Annotated in this window: 12 protein-coding genes and 1 pseudogene; 9 read left to right on the top strand and 4 right to left on the bottom strand. The window is 39.4% G+C overall.

The annotated features are described in order from the left end of the window. Positions 1-16: 16 nt before the first annotated feature. From Q0486_RS01130 to Q0486_RS01110, 5 genes and pseudogenes are all read left to right on the top strand, one after another. Positions 17-748 carry a DUF5020 family protein gene (locus Q0486_RS01130; protein ID WP_299229521.1) on the top strand — a complete coding sequence of 244 codons (732 nt, stop codon included), beginning with the start codon at positions 17-19 and terminating at the stop codon, positions 746-748. 24 nt (positions 749-772) lie between these two features. Then, a complete protein-coding gene (locus Q0486_RS01125; RefSeq protein ID WP_299229518.1) occupies positions 773-2,059 on the top strand; it encodes an NCS2 family permease in 1,287 nt (428 codons plus the stop codon). A 153-nt stretch (positions 2,060-2,212) separates the two neighbouring features. Continuing rightward, the gene (locus Q0486_RS01120) at positions 2,213-3,424 is read left to right on the top strand and encodes a helix-turn-helix domain-containing protein (RefSeq protein WP_299229515.1); all 1,212 of its coding nucleotides are present in this window, start codon (positions 2,213-2,215) and stop codon (positions 3,422-3,424) included. A gap of 296 nt (positions 3,425-3,720) precedes the next feature. Then, complete coding sequence (locus Q0486_RS01115; RefSeq protein WP_299229512.1) at positions 3,721-4,818, top strand: AraC family transcriptional regulator; 1,098 nt, start codon at positions 3,721-3,723, stop codon at positions 4,816-4,818. Between the two features lie 145 nt (positions 4,819-4,963). Beyond that, positions 4,964-6,515: pseudogene (locus Q0486_RS01110) on the top strand (ATP-binding protein). 208 nt (positions 6,516-6,723) lie between these two features. Here the strand turns inward: Q0486_RS01110 and scpA are convergent. Next, a complete protein-coding gene (gene scpA / locus Q0486_RS01105) occupies positions 6,724-8,874 on the bottom strand; it encodes a methylmalonyl-CoA mutase (protein ID WP_154043648.1) in 2,151 nt (716 codons plus the stop codon). A gap of 2 nt (positions 8,875-8,876) precedes the next feature. Then, on the bottom strand, positions 8,877-10,787 hold the full coding sequence (gene mutA, locus Q0486_RS01100) for a methylmalonyl-CoA mutase small subunit (RefSeq protein ID WP_299229507.1): 1,911 nt from the start codon (positions 10,785-10,787) through the stop codon (positions 8,877-8,879). 286 nt (positions 10,788-11,073) lie between these two features. Between mutA and Q0486_RS01095 the strand changes: the two genes are divergently transcribed. The 4 genes from Q0486_RS01095 to Q0486_RS01080 all read left to right on the top strand — a co-directional run bounded on the left by Q0486_RS01095 (position 11,074) and on the right by Q0486_RS01080 (position 17,066). Continuing rightward, positions 11,074-12,756: a putative transporter gene (locus Q0486_RS01095; protein ID WP_299229504.1), complete on the top strand. Its 1,683-nt coding sequence runs from the start codon at positions 11,074-11,076 to the stop codon at positions 12,754-12,756. A gap of 130 nt (positions 12,757-12,886) precedes the next feature. Beyond that, positions 12,887-14,530 (top strand): ABC-F family ATP-binding cassette domain-containing protein, encoded by a 1,644-nt coding sequence (locus Q0486_RS01090; protein ID WP_299229501.1) that lies wholly within the window; start codon positions 12,887-12,889, stop codon positions 14,528-14,530. A 382-nt stretch (positions 14,531-14,912) separates the two neighbouring features. Further along, entirely contained in the window at positions 14,913-15,761 is an 849-nt protein-coding gene (locus tag Q0486_RS01085) for a BACON domain-containing protein (protein WP_299229498.1), read from the top strand. Positions 15,762-16,160: 399 nt separating this feature from the next. Continuing rightward, on the top strand, positions 16,161-17,066 hold the full coding sequence (locus Q0486_RS01080; RefSeq protein ID WP_299229495.1) for a hypothetical protein: 906 nt from the start codon (positions 16,161-16,163) through the stop codon (positions 17,064-17,066). Positions 17,067-17,124: 58 nt separating this feature from the next. On the opposite strand, the gene Q0486_RS01075 is transcribed toward Q0486_RS01080, so the two are convergent. Next, a complete protein-coding gene (locus Q0486_RS01075) occupies positions 17,125-18,942 on the bottom strand; it encodes a YgiQ family radical SAM protein (protein WP_299229492.1) in 1,818 nt (605 codons plus the stop codon). A 3-nt stretch (positions 18,943-18,945) separates the two neighbouring features. Then, positions 18,946-19,266, bottom strand: coding sequence for a hypothetical protein (locus Q0486_RS01070; RefSeq protein ID WP_204443025.1), 321 nt, complete (start codon positions 19,264-19,266; stop codon positions 18,946-18,948). Positions 19,267-19,352: the final 86 nt, after the last annotated feature.

The following is a 19,352-nucleotide window of genomic DNA, read 5'->3' as shown; positions in this document are numbered from 1 at the left end:
AAAACTAAAAAAGACAATGAAAAAACTGTTTTTATCAATCATCGTATGTATGATAACAGCGATTGTGGGTGCACAGAACATTCAGTTGCATTATGACTTCGGTAGTATGATTTATGACTCTCAAAGTACAAGACCTAAAATCACTACTACTGTAGAAATGTTCAAGCCAGATTCATGGGGTAGCACATTCTTCTTCGTGGATATGGACTATACTAATAAGGGTGTAACCGGTGCGTATTGGGAAATTGCCCGCGAATTGAATTTCTGGGGAGGACCTTTCTCTGCACATGTAGAATATAATGGTGGATTGAACAGCTCATCAGTGTTTAATAATGCATATCTTTTGGGAGCAACTTATTCTTGGAACAGTTCTGATTTTTCAAAAGGATTCACTTTTACTCCTACTTATAAGATAATTCAGAAGAATGTTAAACCTCATAACTTCCAGCTTACTGCAACATGGTATATTAATTTCTGTAAGGATAAACTTACTTTCAGTGGATTTGCTGATTTCTGGAAGGAAAAACATGGAGTGATAACAGGTGCAGGAGAAGACGGAGCTATTTTTGAGAATCGCGACTTTATCTTTATCGCAGAGCCACAGTTTTGGGTAAACCTGAATAAATTTGATGGTGTATCCGATAAGTTCAATCTTAGTTTAGGTACAGAGTGGGAAATCTCTTCTAACTTCGGAGTGATGGACGGTTGGAAATGGATGCCAACTCTTGCAATGAAATGGTCTTTCTAATTCAATAATTAAAAATAAACCAATATGTTAGAAAAACTTTTCGGATTCGATAAAAACGTCACTCGTGTACGTACAGAGGTATTGGCAGGTATCACTACCTTCCTTACAATGGCATATATCCTTGCCGTAAACCCAAACATCCTCAGTGCTACAGGAATGGACAAGGGAGCTTTGTTTACAACAACAGTAATAGCTTCTGCCTTTGCCACACTGCTGATGGCTTTTTATGCCAAGTTGCCTTTCGGGCTTGCTCCGGGTATGGGACTTAACGCTTTCTTTGCCTATACAGTATGTCTCACTATGGGATATACGTGGCAGTTTGCCTTGACTGCGGTATTGATTGAAGGTCTTATCTTCATATTATTGACAGTTACAAACTTGCGCGAGAAGATTGTTGACGCGATACCAGTCACACTTAAGAATGCAATAGGTGCCGGTATTGGTCTGTTCATATCTTTCATCGGATTGCAGAATGCAGGAATCATCGTAAACAACGATGCTACGCTTATCAGTATGGGAAATATCACTTCAGGTACAGCTTTGCTTGGAATGATAGGTCTGGTGGTTACTTCACTTCTTTTGGTTAAGGGAGTAAGAGGTGCTTTGCTTTTCGGTATCCTTATTACTACACTTATCGGTATTCCTATGGGTATCACAAAGTTTGATGGTATCTTCAGTACACCTCCATCAATAGAACCTATCTTCTGGCAATTTGAATGGCACAATATATTCACAAAGGAAATGATTGTAGTGGTATTCACATTCCTGTTTGTGGATATGTTTGATACTATCGGAACATTGGTCGGTGTTACTACAAAGGTTGGAATGATGGATAAGAACGGTAAGATTCCTCATCTGAAACAGGCTTTCATGGTAGATGCAATTGGTACTACTGCCGGTGCAATGCTCGGAACAAGTACTATCACTACGTTCGTGGAAAGTGCTTCAGGAGTAGGTGAAGGCGGTAGAAGCGGTCTTACTTCATTTGTAACAGCAGTCTGCTTCCTGCTTTCATTGTTCTTCGCTCCTTTCTTCCTTTCTGTTCCGGGAGCTGCTACTGCACCAGTACTGATTCTTGTAGGTCTGATGATGATGTCTTCAGTACTTAAAGTCAGTTTTGCTGATTATTCTGAAGCTATACCTGCATTTATCTGTATCATCTTCATGCCTCTTGCCTACAGTATTTCAGACGGTATCGTACTTGGTATGATAAGCTATGTTCTTATCAATCTGCTTACTGGCAAGTATAAGAAACTTACAATCGGTATGTATATACTGGCTGCAATATTCGTACTGAAATTCTTTGTATAAAGTTTACATAATTCATATATTAATAAAAAGGCGATGGAACCTCCATCGCCTTTTTTGATATATGTAAATAGCTTTACAATTGGAAAAATATTGGTGCTTTTTTAATTGAGTTTTTATTAACTTTGTTCTGTTATTTATAAAATGTTACACATTATGCCTGATTATACTCAAATATTGCCAATATTGATTACTATGATATCCGTTATATGCATTGGTGGTTCATCGCTTCTCTTTTTACGTTCACGTGACAATCGTTCGCGTCGTATACTTGCAGGCATAATGATGACATGGGGGCTTTTTTATGTAGTACGTCTTATAGGAATGCTTATGCAGAATCCTGATTTGAACTTTACTCAAATTGATGTAGCGAATGTAATAGTATTGATAAGCGGCAATTTTTATCTTATAGTGTTATTGCTCTATCCCATTGAAGTTATACGTCCAGGGTGGCTTAGCTTGAAACGTACGTTTCTCTTATTACTCCCTTATCTATCAGTAACAATGTTTTATTATATAGTTTTGTTCTTTCTTGGTGAGAAACCTCTCGCACTACATACAATGGAACAGCTAATGATACATATAGGAGAGTTTAATGTTTGGTATCGTCTTTTTATGTGTTTTTCCATTGTAGTTTATCTTGCATTCCTTTTTCGTCTCACCTGGCATTATAAAAAACTATATCAACAATGGTGCCGTAACAATTATTCTAACGATGAAAACTTAAATATTTCGTGGTTACGACAATACGGTATAGGGGTTGTTTTGATAGGTGTTGCCTATTTTCTTGTACTTTTTAATGGAAGCACATACACATTTATTATACATAATATCACAGTACAATGTTTCTTCTGCTATACACTTTATAATGGACTTTTTCAGGATAATCCTTATAGTAATGATTTTTTCAGTGATACCATGGATGAAGCAGAAGCATGCAGAACGGCTGAGCTTAAAGAAGAACAACTGTTTCAAGGCAATACCTGTTTTATTGATATTGATTCAAACGAATGTACATTTCTCAACAAATTACCATTCTACCAAGAAGAGATAGCCAAATGGATGGTAAATAAAAAGCCATATCTGAATCCGAACTTTAAACTTATGGATGTAACGGAAATATTACCTTTGAACCGAACTTATCTTTCACGCGTTTTCAATGAAGGTTTCGGGAGCAGCTTTAGTGACGTGGTTCGCAGTTACCGAATTAAAGAGGCAGAATGGATGCTTTTAAATCGCAAGGACATTCCTGTTGGGCAAGTAGGTGAACTTTGTGGATTCTCATCTCCTTCAGTATTCAATCGTACATTCGTACAAAGCCATGATGGGCTTACTCCAAACCGCTATCGTAAACAGACAGAAGCATGATAGTCATATCCATGACTTCGTAATTATCTAGTTTACATCGTTGTAAAGTCTTTTTTTACAAATTGTATATTCTCTGTTTATCATTTGCTGATTTGTTATTTATCATTTGCAAATTAAATTTAATAAATGGCAAATCATTTTTTTGTGTATTTTCTGAACTTTGTATTATTATTTTTGTCACTCAAATTCATAAACAGAAAGGCAGTATTAAGTCAATTGGTAAAAAATTTTTGTACTCTTTTATGTAATTGATTTATGTAATAAGTGAACGTTTTTTTAAGTGTAAATTAATAGTTATGGATATTTTAAATATAATATTAAACTGGGCAATTTGTGCTTATTTTCTTTGTGGAATATATTTGTGGTTACGTAGGTATGAAGGAGATTTTTCACGTCGTTACTTGTCTCTTACTTGGATTTTAGCTGGGATATTGCTTTTTCTACGTTTGTTGTCCGACGAGCTTTTTCTGCGTTCATCAGTTTATCCTGTTCTTCCTGTAAATAACCTTATGGGTGGTATTTTAGCTATTATAATGCTTTATCTGTATCCTGTAAGAGTTATAAACAGCGATTGGTTCAAAAAGAAATACAGGAATTTTGTTTTAATACCTGGTTTGTCATTAATTGTTGTACTTTCCATTATACATCCTTATTGCCGCGAATTAAAGTCTTTTGAAGATTTTTTGCTTCATATTGATGAATTTGATGTCATTTTGAGATTGGTCATACTGTTATTGGGCATCTTGCCTTTTACCGTAATGTTGTTTTATATACCATATAATTATACACGAAGTGGTGCCTACCATAGGTGGATATTGTCCTATTCGATAAAGATTCAACTGATTGGCGCACTGTATATTATGTTTATGCTTACAGGAAGTTCGATTGTCAGTGAAATTCATTTATTGGTAAATATATATCTATGTACTTCTGTTACATATTATGAGTTGTTTGTTCGCTTTAATGTCTCAAAAGAAATTAGAGAACAGATAAAAGTGGAAACAATAAGTCCAACTATTGATAATTTAATTACTCAGGATGATACAGTTAATTCCCTTGTAAAGCAGATTTATAAATTAATGGATGAACAACAGATTTGGAGAAATCCTGATTTGAATTTGATAGAATTGTCGTCTATGCTTAATACGAACAGGAGTTATTTATCCAAGGCCATTCAGGAGGCTGGTTATAAAAACTATTCTGACATGATTAATCGCAGACGAATCTCTGAATTTGTTGAAATGGCAAAAAACGGAAAAATAGATAATGTTCAAGATGCTTTCTTCAGTGTAGGTTTTCGTTCCCGTGAGACAGCCTTGAGAAGTTTTAAAAAATATATAGGTGTCCTGCCTACTGATTATTTACGTAATAATGTTTCTGCTTCCGAAATGTGATATAGGTTGGCACTGTTTTTTCTTGTATTTTTTTTTATACAAAGCAGGATTTGATCCTGAAGAGAGTTTGAAAACTGTGTCTTTATTTTGCTCTTTATATTGTTTGTAATATCTTTGTATTGATATGATTAAAAAACAGTGAGTTATGAGCAAACTTTATCCTATAGGCATACAGAGTTTTGAAAAAATCAGGGAACAGGGTTATATTTATGTTGACAAAACAGTATTGATATATCAGTTGGTGGCTACAGGTCAATATTATTTCCTCAGCCGTCCCCGCCGTTTCGGAAAGAGTCTTCTTATATCTACTCTCGAAGCGTATTTCTCCGGTAAGCGTGAACTTTTTGCCGGGCTGGAGATGGAGAAAACTGGAAAAGAAGTGGATAGAGTATCCTGTGCTGCATCTTGACCTTAATACGCAAAAATATGACAGTATAGAAAAGCTTGAAGGTATTCTTAATGACGCTTTGTGCAGATGGGAAGATATTTATGGTAGCAGGGAAAGTGAAACCAGCTTGTCTTTACGATTTCAGGGAGTAATCCGCAGAGCAGCCGAAAAGAGCGGACATAACACTGTTATTCTCATAGATGAATACGACAAGCCTATGCTTCAGGCAATAGGCAATCCTGAACTTCAGACTGAGTATCGTAATACTTTGAAAGCCTTTTATGGAGCCTTAAAGTCATGCGACGGATACATACAGTTTGCCATGCTCACAGGAGTTACAAAATTCGGAAAAGTAAGTGTGTTCAGTGATTTGAACAATCTGATGGATATCTCAATGATAAACCGTTTCTCCGAAATATGCGGAATAACCGAAGAGGAATTGCACAGATATTTCGACGATGATATTCACACTTTGGCCGAGAAACTTGGAACAGGTTATGAGGAAACCTGCGCACGTCTGAAACTGAATTATGACGGCTATCATTTCAGTTTTAAATCACCAGGAATGTATAATCCTTTCAGTATCCTCAATACCTTTGCCAATATGCAGATAGATAATTACTGGTTTGCTACGGGTACGCCTACATACCTTGTGGAATTGATGAAGCAGCATAACTACAATGTAGAGGAGATAGAAGACATAGTGACCAGCGGTCCTGTTCTTGATTCCATAGATGCGGCATCTACTGACCCGGTTCCTGTAATCTATCAGAGTGGCTATCTTACAATAAAGGGATATAATGAAGAGTTCGAGAACTACACTCTCGGTTTCCCTAACCGCGAGGTTGAGCAGGGCTTTTTCCGTTTCCTTCTTCCCAATTATGCCTCTGTCAGCGTAACAAAATCTCCGTACGAAATCCAGCGTTTTGTAGAGGAAGTCCGCAAAGGTGATGTGGATTCTTTCCTAAGTCGTCTGCAGACTTTTTTCGATGATATACCATACGAACTTGCTCCACGAGACCGTGAAGTGCACTATCAGAACATTCTCTACATAGTGTTCAAGCTCATGGGTTTCCATGCAGAAGTAGAATATCATACTTCACGCGGACGTGTTGACCTCGTGCTGAAAACCTCTGATTATATCTATGTCATGGAATTCAAGCTTAATGGAACAGCCGAGGAAGCCATGGCTCAGGTAAATGCGAAAGGCTATGCCTCAGCATTTGCTGCGGACGGAAGAAAAGTTGTCAAGGTTGGGGTGAATTTCAGTTCCGAGACAAGAACTATAGACAGGTGGATAATAGTCTGACTTTATTTGATTGAAATATTGCCGATACCGGCAAGAAATGTATCTTTTCCATGAATTTTATTATCTAAATTTGCCGATAGATTAGTATATTAAATTAGTATTTGATAAAGTAATAAAAATCCGGCCTTTAAACACTGTTTAAATAGTATTTAATTACCATTTAAGCAGCATATAAAGGCCGGATAATTTATTTCTGACTTATAGAATATTACTCTTCAGTTTCCATCAACAGCTCCATAACCTGGCAAGCAGATTTTGCTACTGATGTACCAGGACCGAAGATAGCCATAACGCCTGCCTTATAGAGGAAGTCATAATCCTGTGCAGGTATTACACCTCCTGCGAATACAAGGATATCTTCACGGCCGAGTTTCTTCAGCTCTGCGATAATCTGTGGGATAAGAGTCTTATGACCTGCCGCAAGTGAAGAAACACCTACTGCATGAACGTCGTTTTCCACTGCATCGCGTGCTGCTTCTTCCGGAGTCTGGAACAATGGTCCCATATCAACGTCGAAACCGCAGTCAGCGAAACCTGTTGCTACAACTTTTGCACCACGGTCGTGTCCGTCCTGACCCATTTTGGCAATCATTACACGTGGGCGGCGACCTTCTTTCTTCGCAAATTCTTCTGTCAGTTCGCAAGCTCTTGCGAAATCTGCATCTTTCTTACTTTCTGATGAATACACGCCTGATATTGTTCTGATTATTGCTTTATAACGTCCTACTACCACTTCGCAAGCATCTGAGATTTCTCCCAATGTAGCGCGAACTCGTGCAGCTTCAACTGCAAGTTCAAGCAAGTTGCCCTTACCGGTCTTCACACATTCTGTGATTGCTGCAAGAGCCTTGTCAACTTCAGCCTGGTTACGGCCTTCCTTCAAGCGGCGGAGGTTTTCAATCTGTTCCTGACGAACGGCTGTGTTGTCCACTTCAAGGATATCAATTGGGTCTTCTTTTTCAAGACGGTATTTGTTTGTACCAACGATAGTCTGTTCGCCAGAGTCGATACGTGCCTGAGTGCGGGCTGCAGCTTCTTCGATACGCATCTTAGGAATACCTGTTTCGATAGCCTTGGCCATACCGCCCAGACGTTCGATTTCCTGAATGTGTTCCCAAGCCTTGTGAGCAAGTTCGTTTGTAAGAGCCTCAACATAGTAAGAACCGCCCCATGGGTCAACGTTCTTGCATATCTGAGTTTCTTCTTGGATATAAATCTGAGTGTTACGTGCGATACGTGCAGAGAAGTCTGTAGGAAGTGCGATGGCTTCGTCAAGCGCGTTTGTATGTAGTGACTGAGTGTGACCAAGTGCGGCAGCCATAGCTTCGATACAAGTACGGCCTACGTTGTTGAACGGATCCTGTTCTGTGAGCGACCATCCTGAAGTCTGTGAGTGAGTACGCAATGCCAATGACTTAGGGTTCTTAGGATTGAACTGTTTTACAATCTTAGCCCAAAGCATACGTGCGGCACGCATCTTCGCAATTTCCATGAAATGGTTCATACCTATAGCCCAGAAGAACGAGAGGCGAGGAGCGAAGGCATCAATGTCGATACCTGCTGCTACACCGGCACGGAGATATTCAAGACCGTCGGCAAGAGTGTAAGCCAACTCGATGTCTGCTGTAGCACCTGCTTCCTGCATGTGGTAACCTGAGATAGAGATTGAGTTGAACTTAGGCATCTTCTGTGAAGTATATTCGAAGATGTCAGAGATAATCTTCATTGAGAATGCTGGTGGGTAGATATATGTGTTACGCACCATGAACTCCTTAAGGATATCGTTCTGGATTGTACCTGCCATTTCTTCAAGTTTCGCACCCTGTTCAAGTCCGGCATTGATATAGAATGCCATAACTGGAAGTACCGCACCGTTCATGGTCATTGATACGGACATCTTGTTCAATGGAATACCGTCGAACAGAACCTTCATGTTTTCTAGCGAGCAGATTGATACTCCGGCTTTACCTACGTCGCCCACTACACGTGGATGATCAGGGTCATAACCGCGGTGAGTAGGAAGGTCGAATGCTACTGAAAGACCTTTCTGTCCTGATGCAAGGTTACGGCGATAGAATGCGTTTGATTCTTCGGCTGTAGAGAATCCTGCATACTGGCGGATAGTCCAAGGACGGAAAGTGTACATCATTGAGTAAGGGCCGCGAAGATAAGGAGGAATACCTGCCACGTAGTCAAGGTGTTCCATTCCTTCAAGGTCTTCTTTTGTATAGACCGGTTTTACCTGAATCTGTTCCGGTGTTCTCCAATTGGCTTCGATGCCATTGGCTTTCTGCCATTCCATACCGTTCTTAGGCTGGAATCCGGCATATATATCGATGTTTTTGAAATTCGGTTTCATAGTTATTTAATTCCTAACTTTTCGTTATACTCTTTTAAAGTTTCCAATACGTTGCAGCGAACGTGGATGAAGTTCTCTATACCTGCTGCTTTCAGGTCGTCCATGCATGCCGGAGCACCTGCTACGATATACATTGCACGTCCGTTCAGTGCCTTGAATGCAGGGATTGCGTATTCTGCATATTCATCATCGCTTGAACACATCACTACGATATCTGCATTAGCCTTCATTGCAGCTTCTACACCTTCTTCTACTGTAGCAAATCCGAGGTTATCGATAACCTCATATCCGGCACATGCAAGGAAGTTGCAAGAGAACTGTGCGCGGGCTTGACGCATAGCAAGGTTACCGATAGTGAGCATGAATGCTTTAGGACGCTTGCCTGAATGTTCTGTCTGCAGACGGAGAGCTTCGAATTCGCTTGCTGCACGTGACTTGTCAAGAGCCATATAAGGAGCAGCTTCTTCTGTTCCGTGGCTGCATCCGCAGTTGCACTTGCATTCTTCTGGAGTCTTTTCGCCTGCCATTTCAGAGAAGTTAGGATACTGGTTTGTACCGAGGAGTATCTCCTTACGTTTAGAAACAGCCTCATGACGAGCCTTGTTGCTGGCATTTACAGTTTCCTGTACTTTGTTAGCCTTTACAGCTGCAAGGAAACCACCTTCGTCTTCAGTAGCCAGGAACAGGTTCCATGCCTGCTGGGCAATAGAAGCTGTCAGGTTCTCTATATAATATGAGCCGGCTGCCGGGTCAACTATACGGTTGAGGTGAGATTCTTCCTTGAGCAATAACTGTTGGTTGCGTGCCAGACGTTCAGAGAATTCGTTAGGAGTTTCGTAAACACTGTCGAAAGGAGTAACAGTGATAGAGTTTACACCTGCCAGAGCGGCACTCATGGCTTCAGTCTGAGTACGGAGCAGATTTACATGAGCATCGAAAAGTGTAAGATTGAATTTAGATGTTTCAGCATGTGCAACCATCTTGCAAGCGCAGTAGCAAGTACCGTCTGCACCAGTGTTAGAACAGTCTTTACGAGGACATTGAGGATTATATTCTTTAACGATGTTAGCCCAAAGCATACGAGCTGCACGGAATTTGGCGATTTCCATGAAATAGTTTGAGCTGATACCGAAGTTGAATTTTATTTTCTTTGCGGCTAGAGCGGCAGGAACACCTGCCTCTACCATCTGATTCAGATATTCATTACCCCAAGATAGTGCATATCCCAATTCCTGATAAATATATGCACCGGAATTATTAAGGTCAACACAGTTTACGGTAATGCAACGGAATTTAGGGAATTCTGCTAACGTCTCAATAAGTTTTTTAGCTTTTGCGATAAGCATGCTCTTGTCTTTGCCTTTGCCTAACATCTTGCTGATAGGGTCGAAGTTGACCGAACCCTGCAAACTCTTAGGATCGTATCCTTTTTCCTTGAAATAAGCTACAAGTAATTCTGCAAGTTCTACTGTATGTCCCTGACATGTAGAGAAGTTCAGTTCTACACAGTCACAACAGATGTCTTTCAGCAGTGTGGCTATATATTCGGTACTTAAATCAGAAGCCTTTACTTTAAATCCAAGTGAATCAACGCCTTTGTTTAGCAATTCCAGAGCCTTGGTATTTGCTTCGGCCGGATCATTGACTTTTATGTCCTGACGTATGAACCAAGTATTGTCGTCTTTTTTTATTCCTCTTACGTATGGGAATTCTCCGGGAAGTCCTTCTGTTGTTTTCAGTCCTTCAAGATCTTCTTTGCGGTAAAAAGGTTTTACTTTAAATCCTTCGTTGGTTTTCCATACCAACTTCTTTTCAAAATCAGCGCCTTTAAGGTCAACTGTAATCTTATCCAACCATTCCTGTGTGCTTACGGAAGGGAAATCGGAAAAGAGTTTTTCTTTACTATCTGCCATAGTTGATTAGGTTTATATAAATAGGTTATATTTTAAATTTGTACTTGATTATTTTAGTACCATTTCAGGCAAAGATACAAATTTCTTCCAATCTCAACCATTTTCTCTCGGGAAATGCACGATGTATAAACATTTATTTTATAATGCAGAAGATATTTTTAGACTATTGTAAACTCTATATGGCAAAAAAAGTTTAGGATTTGTTACTTTTAATCTGTTTAATTTGATACCTTATTGTTTTTTAACTACTTTTGCTGGAAATTATTTATGTGTTATTTTATAAACTATGAATTGGTTAAGTGATTTGTTATTCAATCCCGATTCCATAGCCCATATAGTTGCTCTTTATGCCTTTGTTATAGCAGCGGGTGTGTTATTGGGAAAAATTAAAGTCTTCGGCATTTCGCTGGGGGTTACATTTGTCTTGTTCGTAGGTATTTTGGTAGGGCATTTCGGATTTACCGGAAATACATCAATTCTTAATTTTGTTCAAGACTTCGGATTAATTTTGTTTGTGTTCTGTATTGGTCTTCAGGTCGGACCTTCTTTCTTCTCTTCATTCAAGAAAGGCGGCGTAGCCATGAATATGATTGCTGTAGGCATAGTGGCGCTGAACATAGCTGTAGCCTTGATACTGTATTTCGCACTTCAGGGCAGGGTGGATATACCTATGATGGTAGGTATTCTATGTGGAGCCGTAACCAATACTCCTGGTCTTGGAGCCGCTAACGAAGCTTTGACACAGATTAACTATAACGGACCTCAGATAGCCATGGGATATGCTTGTGCTTATCCGTTGGGAGTTATGGGTATTATCTTGTCAATGATTCTCATACGTATAATATGCAGGATAGATTTAAGCAAGGAGGAAGAGGAAATCAAGCGTGGTGAAGAAGCCAATCCTCATCTGAAACCTTTCTTCCTCAATCTTGAGGTTCATAACGAAGCTTTGCAGGGTAAGACGGTTTTACAGGTACGTAATTTCCTTGCGCGCGATTTCGTTTGTTCCCGAATAATGAAAAGCGACGGTTGCGTATATATTCCTACAGCAAATACAGTTTTGGAACTTAACGACAAGATGTTCATTGTATGTGCTGAAGATGATTCGGAGGCCATTATAACATTCATTGGCCCTCAGGTGCAGAATGTTGATTGGGAAGCTCAAGGCAAAACAGACAAACCGATGGTGTCACGCCGTATTCTTGTCACTCAGTCCAACATTAACGGTAAGACACTTGGTGAATTGCATTTCAATAGTATGTATGGAGTAAACGTCACTCGTGTTAACCGTTCAGGTATGGACCTGTTCGCATCACGCCAGTTGACTCTTCAGGTAGGTGACCGTGTGATGGTTGTTGGTCCGCAAGATGCTGTGGAACGTGTAGCCGGTTTGCTGGGAAATCAGTTGAAGCGTCTTGACCATCCTAACATAGTTACTATATTTATAGGTATTCTTTGTGGTATTCTGTTCGGTAGCCTTCCTTTTGCAATTCCGGGAATACCTACACCTATTAAGTTAGGTCTTGCCGGTGGTCCGCTTATCATTTCCATACTTATAGGACGTTTCGGACATAAAGTAAAACTTGTTACTTATACTACAATGAGTGCCAATCTGATGCTTCGCGAAGTTGGCTTGGCCTTGTTCCTTGCCAGTGTAGGTATTAAGGCAGGTGGAAGTTTCGTACAGACAGTAGTAGAGGGAGACGGTCTTCTTTATGTAGGTATAGGTTTCCTTATCACTATAATACCTCTTATTATCATGGGTATTGTAGCACGTTGGAGACATAAACTCAACTATTATACACTGATGGGACTTATTGCAGGTAGTAATACAGATCCACCAGCATTGGCTTATGCAAACCAGGTGTCAAGCAATGATGCTCCTGCCGTAGGATATTCTACAGTATATCCGTTGAGTATGTTCTTGCGTATTCTTACGGCTCAATTGCTTATATTGCTTATGGCATAATATTAATTTTATATGAAATGTGTGTTGGCAAGTGGATAAGGACAATATCCCCGTCTGCTTGCCAATTTATTTTGTAATTGCAGTTCAACTCAAAAACTTATAAACTCACAAACTAAAAACTTTTAATTATATGATTTCAGTAGATGGATTGACCGTTGAATTTGGCGGTACCACCTTGTTTAGTGACATTAGTTTTCAGATCAATGAGAAAGACCGTATAGCCCTGATGGGAAAGAACGGAGCAGGAAAGTCAACCTTGTTAAAGATTTTGGCAGGAGTAAGGCAGCCTACACGTGGAAAAGTCACTACACCTAAAGATTGTGTTGTAGCATATTTGCCACAGCATCTCATGACAGAAGATGGCAGAACTGTGTTCGAAGAAGCATCTCAGGCTTTCGCTCACCTTCAGGAGATGGAAAAAGAGATAGAGGCAATGAACAACGAACTGGCTACAAGAACTGACTATGAAAGCGATTCGTATATGGCACTCATAGAGAAAGTGGCTGCCATGAGCGAGAAGTTCTATGCCATAGATATGACTCATTTTGAAGAAGATGTAGAAAAGGCTCTCCTCGGTCTTGGGTTTATGAGAGAAGATTTCAATCGTCCTACGAGCGATTTCAGCGGTGGATGGCGTATGCGTATCGAGCTTGCAAAACTTCTTCTTCAAAATCCGGACGTATTGTTGCTCGACGAGCCTACAAACCATCTTGACATCGAGTCTATACAGTGGCTTGAGGAGTTTCTGATCAACAGTGCGAAGGCCGTAATCGTTATAAGCCACGACCGTAAGTTTGTCGACAATATCACTACACGTACTATAGAAGTGACTATGGGACGAATATACGATTATAAGGTGAACTATTCCCAGTATCTTGTTCTCCGTAAGGAACGTCGCGAACAGCAGATGAAGCAGTACGAAGAGCAGCAGAAGATGATTCAGGAAACTAAGGATTTCATCGAGCGTTTTAAGGGTACATACAGTAAGACACTTCAGGTTCAGAGCCGTGTGAAGATGCTGGAGAAACTTGAACTGATAGAGGTTGACGAAGAAGATACTTCGGCGTTGAGGCTTAAATTCCCTCCTTCACCACGCAGTGGAAGCTATCCTGTGATAATGGATGGAGTAGGAAAGACATATGGCGACCATGTGGTGTTCCGCAATGCCACACTGACGATAGAACGTGGCGATAAAGTGGCTTTCGTAGGTAAGAACGGTGAGGGTAAGTCAACTCTCGTGAAATGTATAATGAACGAGATAGACCACGAGGGTACCCTAACATTAGGTCACAATGTTCAGATAGGTTATTTCGCTCAGAACCAGGCTTCGCTTCTTGACGAAAATCTTACGGTGTTTCAGACTATAGACGATGTGGCTAAAGGCGAAATCAGAAATAAAATCAGAGACCTGCTTGGTGCATTTATGTTCGGTGGTCCAGAAGAGTCAATGAAAAAAGTCAAGGTCTTGTCCGGTGGTGAACGTACCCGTCTGGCTATGATTAAACTTCTGCTTGAACCGGTGAATCTGCTCATCCTCGATGAGCCTACCAACCACCTTGACATGAAAACCAAGGATATACTGAAGCAGGCTCTCATGGATTTTGACGGAACTCTGATTGTGGTATCACATGACCGTGACTTCCTCGACGGACTCGTTACCAAGGTTTATGAGTTCGGCAACAAGAAGGTTAAAGAACATCTTTGCGGTATATACGAATTCCTTGAGACTAAGAAGATGGAAAGTCTTCAGGAGCTTGAAAAAAGTAAAAAGTGAGATTAGATTTTGTTATTTTAAACAGAATAACCTATATCTTTTTATAGATAGTTTAATAAATAGAATACTGAATTAGGCATATCTTAAACGCTTTGATATTTTATTGCAGACGTAAGTCGTCTCAATTAAAATATCAGAGCGTTTTTATTTTCAAAATTCATTTTATTTTATCGGAAAGTAAAAGAGCTTTTATTGTATTATTGTAAAATGTGTACATTTTTTATGAATTGTTGAATTTTGTGGGATTTTTTTTACGAATATTTAAATACTTTATTGGGCATGTATCTATTTTTGTATATAAAATATTCTTGTTACGCAGGTTAATGGCTCAGTTGTGTGATGAGAATTTAAAATTTGATTGAGCCTAATAAAAATTGAAAGTATGAAAGTCTTTTATTTTATTGTGTTTTTTACAGCTTTTGCTCTATGCTCATGTAGTGAAGAATCAAGTACTGCTGATAGTGAAATTGTTTTAGCAGATGGTGCCTCTGCAGTAATGCAATTTAAAGCTGATGAAGATGGAAGTAGTCAATTTATTAAGTTTATTGCTAATGATTCGTGGATTGCCTCAACTGAAGATTCTTGGGTCTCTTTAAGTTCAGAACAGGGAAATGCTGGAGAAAACGTGATTTCTATATCGTTGGAGAAAAATTATACAGGTGTAGAACGTAAGGCTCAAATTACAATAATATGTGGTGATGATAGTATTACTATTATTATAGAACAAAAGGCTGAAACTTCTTATGGCGTAATTGTGGATGCCTCTATAATACCAGGAAAGTGGAATGTGAAGAGTTATGCTAGCTATGATTATGATAAGAATACTAAACAAGAAAGTCAAGATGAATCGATAGATTATGATAGCTATGTAAATAGGTTTGAGATATCTAGTCTTGGAAATAATTCATTTAAGGTTGACATATTCTTAAATGATAGTGGTAGTTGGAATAAAGTTAATTCGTTTAACTTTAAATTGGATGGTAATGTATTAGTTGGTGTTGATTATGACAGACCAATTAGTTATTTGCCTGGTAATTTTGAATCGCTAGAAGCTCTAGATTATGGGACATTTAGTAGAACAGGAATTTTGCACGTTGTTGATTTTAATGAAGGTTTTGATGAATCTATTATTGGAGGTATATTGGAAATGAATTCAACATCTATGAAGGTAGAACTTTACGGTGAATCTGAGGATAATATTTATACAGAAGTTTTTACTTGTGTTAAATAAAGTCAGATGTTTTTTTACGACAAAAGATGATATTATTTTTATAAGTAAGTGTATTATTTAGAATATAAATGTACTATTTAATATGAACCGATTTAGATAAAAGGAAATCTATATTGAATATTTTAAAAACCACTGATTTGTAATATTTAAATTATGAATTAGTGGTTTTTTATTAATTATATTGTCATGAAACAAAGAGTATATTGAAACAGGCATTCATGGAGTATGGTAAAATTATTATAATTGATTGTATGGTCGTTGTTTCTTAGGCTAATTTGTTATCAATGTGTCTGATGTCTGAAAAGTCTCTTAGTTGTATATTTATGAGAATTATTTTTAAACAATATGTTTATGTCAAAATTATAATGTATATTTGATTTGTCTATAAAAATATTGATTATGAAACGATTTATTTGGTTGTTGCCTTTAGCATTTTTTGTTTGCACATCGTGCAATTACAGTAATAAGGCAAGCAAGACTGCAAGTAAGAATGATACATCTGTATCGCTGTCTCAAAGAAAACCATACGAAGGATTTGAATGGAAAGAAATTTCCGGAGCCGGTTTGAAACTGATGGCTCAAAGTAATGGTGACATAAGGCTTTTGGTCGATCCGTTGCTTCCTGGTGTGGTAATGGTAAGGAATGGTGATATTGCTCCTCACGCTTTAATCAGAATATTCCAGTTGAAGAATAAACGTATAGACGATGTTATAGATATACTTTCAAGCTCCGCAGACTGGGATAAAAGTCAGACATGCAGGTTTGAAGAAACGGCTTCCGGCCGTAGTGGGGTACGCAGATATGTAATGCTCCCTGACGGTGTTTATGTTGAGATGATAGACAGTATGAAGAAGCAGGAACCTGTTCCGAGTACGTGCAATGGTTGGGGAACGGGTAATAGCGGAATGAGATATTTTGAAATATACGATAATGCTCCGGACAAGGCTGTTTTTATGGAAATTGGTCAGGATGCGCCGCTGTTTGATGAAAACAGTATCGAACTGTGTGAAACTGAAACGGATTCAACCTCTATGGACTTGCTTTACACCATGGAAGGCGAATTAAGAATAGGACATGAAGTAAGAGCGTTTACTCCTTCCGGCAGCGACAGAGAGTTCTGGATTGTTGACAAGACCGGCCAGTTGCTTGAAAAGTATGACAAAATAACTAAAGGTCAAAAAAACGGCAAGCCTGTAAAAGCTACATTAAGACTTGAATATAACGGAAAGTGGGACGAAGGCTTTGCCGCTGAATATGATGGGACGTATCTTGTACGTGAAGTCGTGGAGTTGAAGGTTGAATAATAAAAGACGAGTGAAACAAAATATTCATAAGAATTATCGTTTGTTTCACTCGTCTTTTTTATCTCTTTTTGTAAAGTTTGTCTATAAGGTCATTCCTTCCCATACGCCTCAATTCATTGATAATATTCTTTCTTTCCTCTGGCTTGTACCAGAAGAAAAACATGCGTTGCGCAAGTTTCTCTTTCTGCGTTTTTGCAGAGAAGATTGGTTCGAGGGTGTAAGGATGATAACCCGTGTACCAGGCTTCTGTAGCGACAGTCATAGGAGTAGGAGTGAAGTCCTGAACCTGTTCCAGATGGAAGTCAAGCCTTTTGGTTATAACTGCCAGTTCTGCCATATCCTCAGCCGTACATCCTGGGTGACTGCTTATGAAGTATGGTATAATCTGTTGGCGCAGGTTATGTTCCGTATTTATGCGGTCGAATATCTTCTTGAACCTTTCAAACTGTTCGAACGGAGGTTTGCGCATGACGTAAAGCACTTTGTCGCTTGTGTGCTCAGGTGCTACTTTCAGTCGTCCGCTCACGTGTTTCATTATCAGTTCTCGAGTATATTCCTGAGTGCTTTTATTTACAGCCGGGTCTTTGCTTTCGTGCAGAAGCAGGTCGTATCGCACACCGCTGCCAATAAAGCTCTTTTTGATTCCTGGAAGTGTATCTACGGCATGATAGATGTCCAATAGTGGTCTGTGGTCTGTATTCAGATTAGGACATACTTTGGGATGAATGCACGAAGGGCGTTTGCACCGGCGGCACATACTTTCGTCCTTTCCTCTCATGGCATACATGTTGGCAGATGGGCCTCCAAGATCACTCAGATAACCCTTGAAATCTGGCATTTCTGTTATCGCTTTCACCTCCTTAAGAATACTTTCCTTGCTTCGGCTTACTATGAATTTACCCTGATGGGCCGATATGGTGCAGAATGCGCATCCTCCGAAACATCCTCTGTGGAGGTTGACGGAGAACTTTATCATATCGTATGCCGGAATACGTTTGTTTTTGTATTTCGGATGCGGAAGGCGTGTATATGGCAGGTCGAACGACATATCCAGCTCGCCCTGAGTCATTGGCGGATAAGGCGGATTTACCACAACCACTTTCTTGCCAGACTCCTGGATAATCCTCTGTGCTGCATATTTGTTCGATTCCTCTTCTATATGTCTGAAGTTTTCAGCCTGTTTCTTCTTGTCTTTCAGGCATTCTTCATGAGAGTAAAGTCTCAAGTCATTCTCTTCGGGCTTGAATTCTTCCTTTTTGCAAACGTATGCAGTCTGAAGAATATCTGTCGGTATGGTTGGATTTTCAGACATGTGTCTGCATAAGTCTGTGATTGGTTTTTCTCCCATACCATAAATCAGCAGGTCGGCACCTGAATCCAACAGAATAGACTGTCTGACCTTGTCCTGCCAGTAATCGTAGTGGGTAAGACGACGCAGTGAAGCCTCTATTCCGCCAATAATGACAGGAACATCGGGATAGAGTTTCTTCAATATCTGTGAATATACAATAGTAGGATATTCAGGGCGCATGTCGTGTCGTCCGTCAGGAGTATATGCGTCTTCGCTTCGTAAGCGCTTGTTGGCAGTATATTTGTTCACCATACTGTCCATACATCCGGCTGATATTCCGAAAAAGAGTCTTGGCTTTCCAAGTTTCTTGAAGTCACGAAGGTCGTCACGCCAGTTTGGCTGTGGTACGATGGCAACTTTAAGTCCTTGTGCCTCAAGCATTCTTCCTATCACGGCAGCTCCGAACGACGGATGGTCAACATATGCATCACCACTGAACAGAATGACATCCAGTTCATCCCATCCTCTTAGCTCTACTTCTTTCTTGGTCGTAGGCAACCAGTCCGTTAGATTATGTTCTTTCAAGGTTTATTCTTCTGTTTCTTCGATATTACCTTTTTCTCTCTCCCAGTTGATGTACAGCATGATGAGCTGATGCAGACCGAAAGCCTTCATATTGTCGTGATAAATCACGTTCAGACAGAGGTCAAGCAAGTCCTTACAGTCGTTTTCAGACGAACCTATAATGGAACGTATATTGAGTTTTAACTTCTCCAGAACACTTTCGTCAACTATACCGTTGCTGTCAATAAGTTGCTGGAACAGAGAATATTTTTCTATTGTCTTAAGATTTTCTTCCGATATGTTCAGACTTCTTGTGCCTGAAGGGTTAGCTTGAATTGTAAACATAGTTTTATGGGTTTATGTTGTTATAAGTACAAATATAATAAGAAGTCGTGAAAATATTATTATAAATGCTCTTTTTATAGCCTATT

Origin of the sequence: uncultured Bacteroides sp. (assembly GCF_937912035.1) — a bacterium.
GTDB lineage: Bacteria > Bacteroidota > Bacteroidia > Bacteroidales > Bacteroidaceae > Phocaeicola.
Note: the sequence above shows the minus strand (reverse complement) of the source record. Positions and strands in the feature narration are given on the sequence as shown.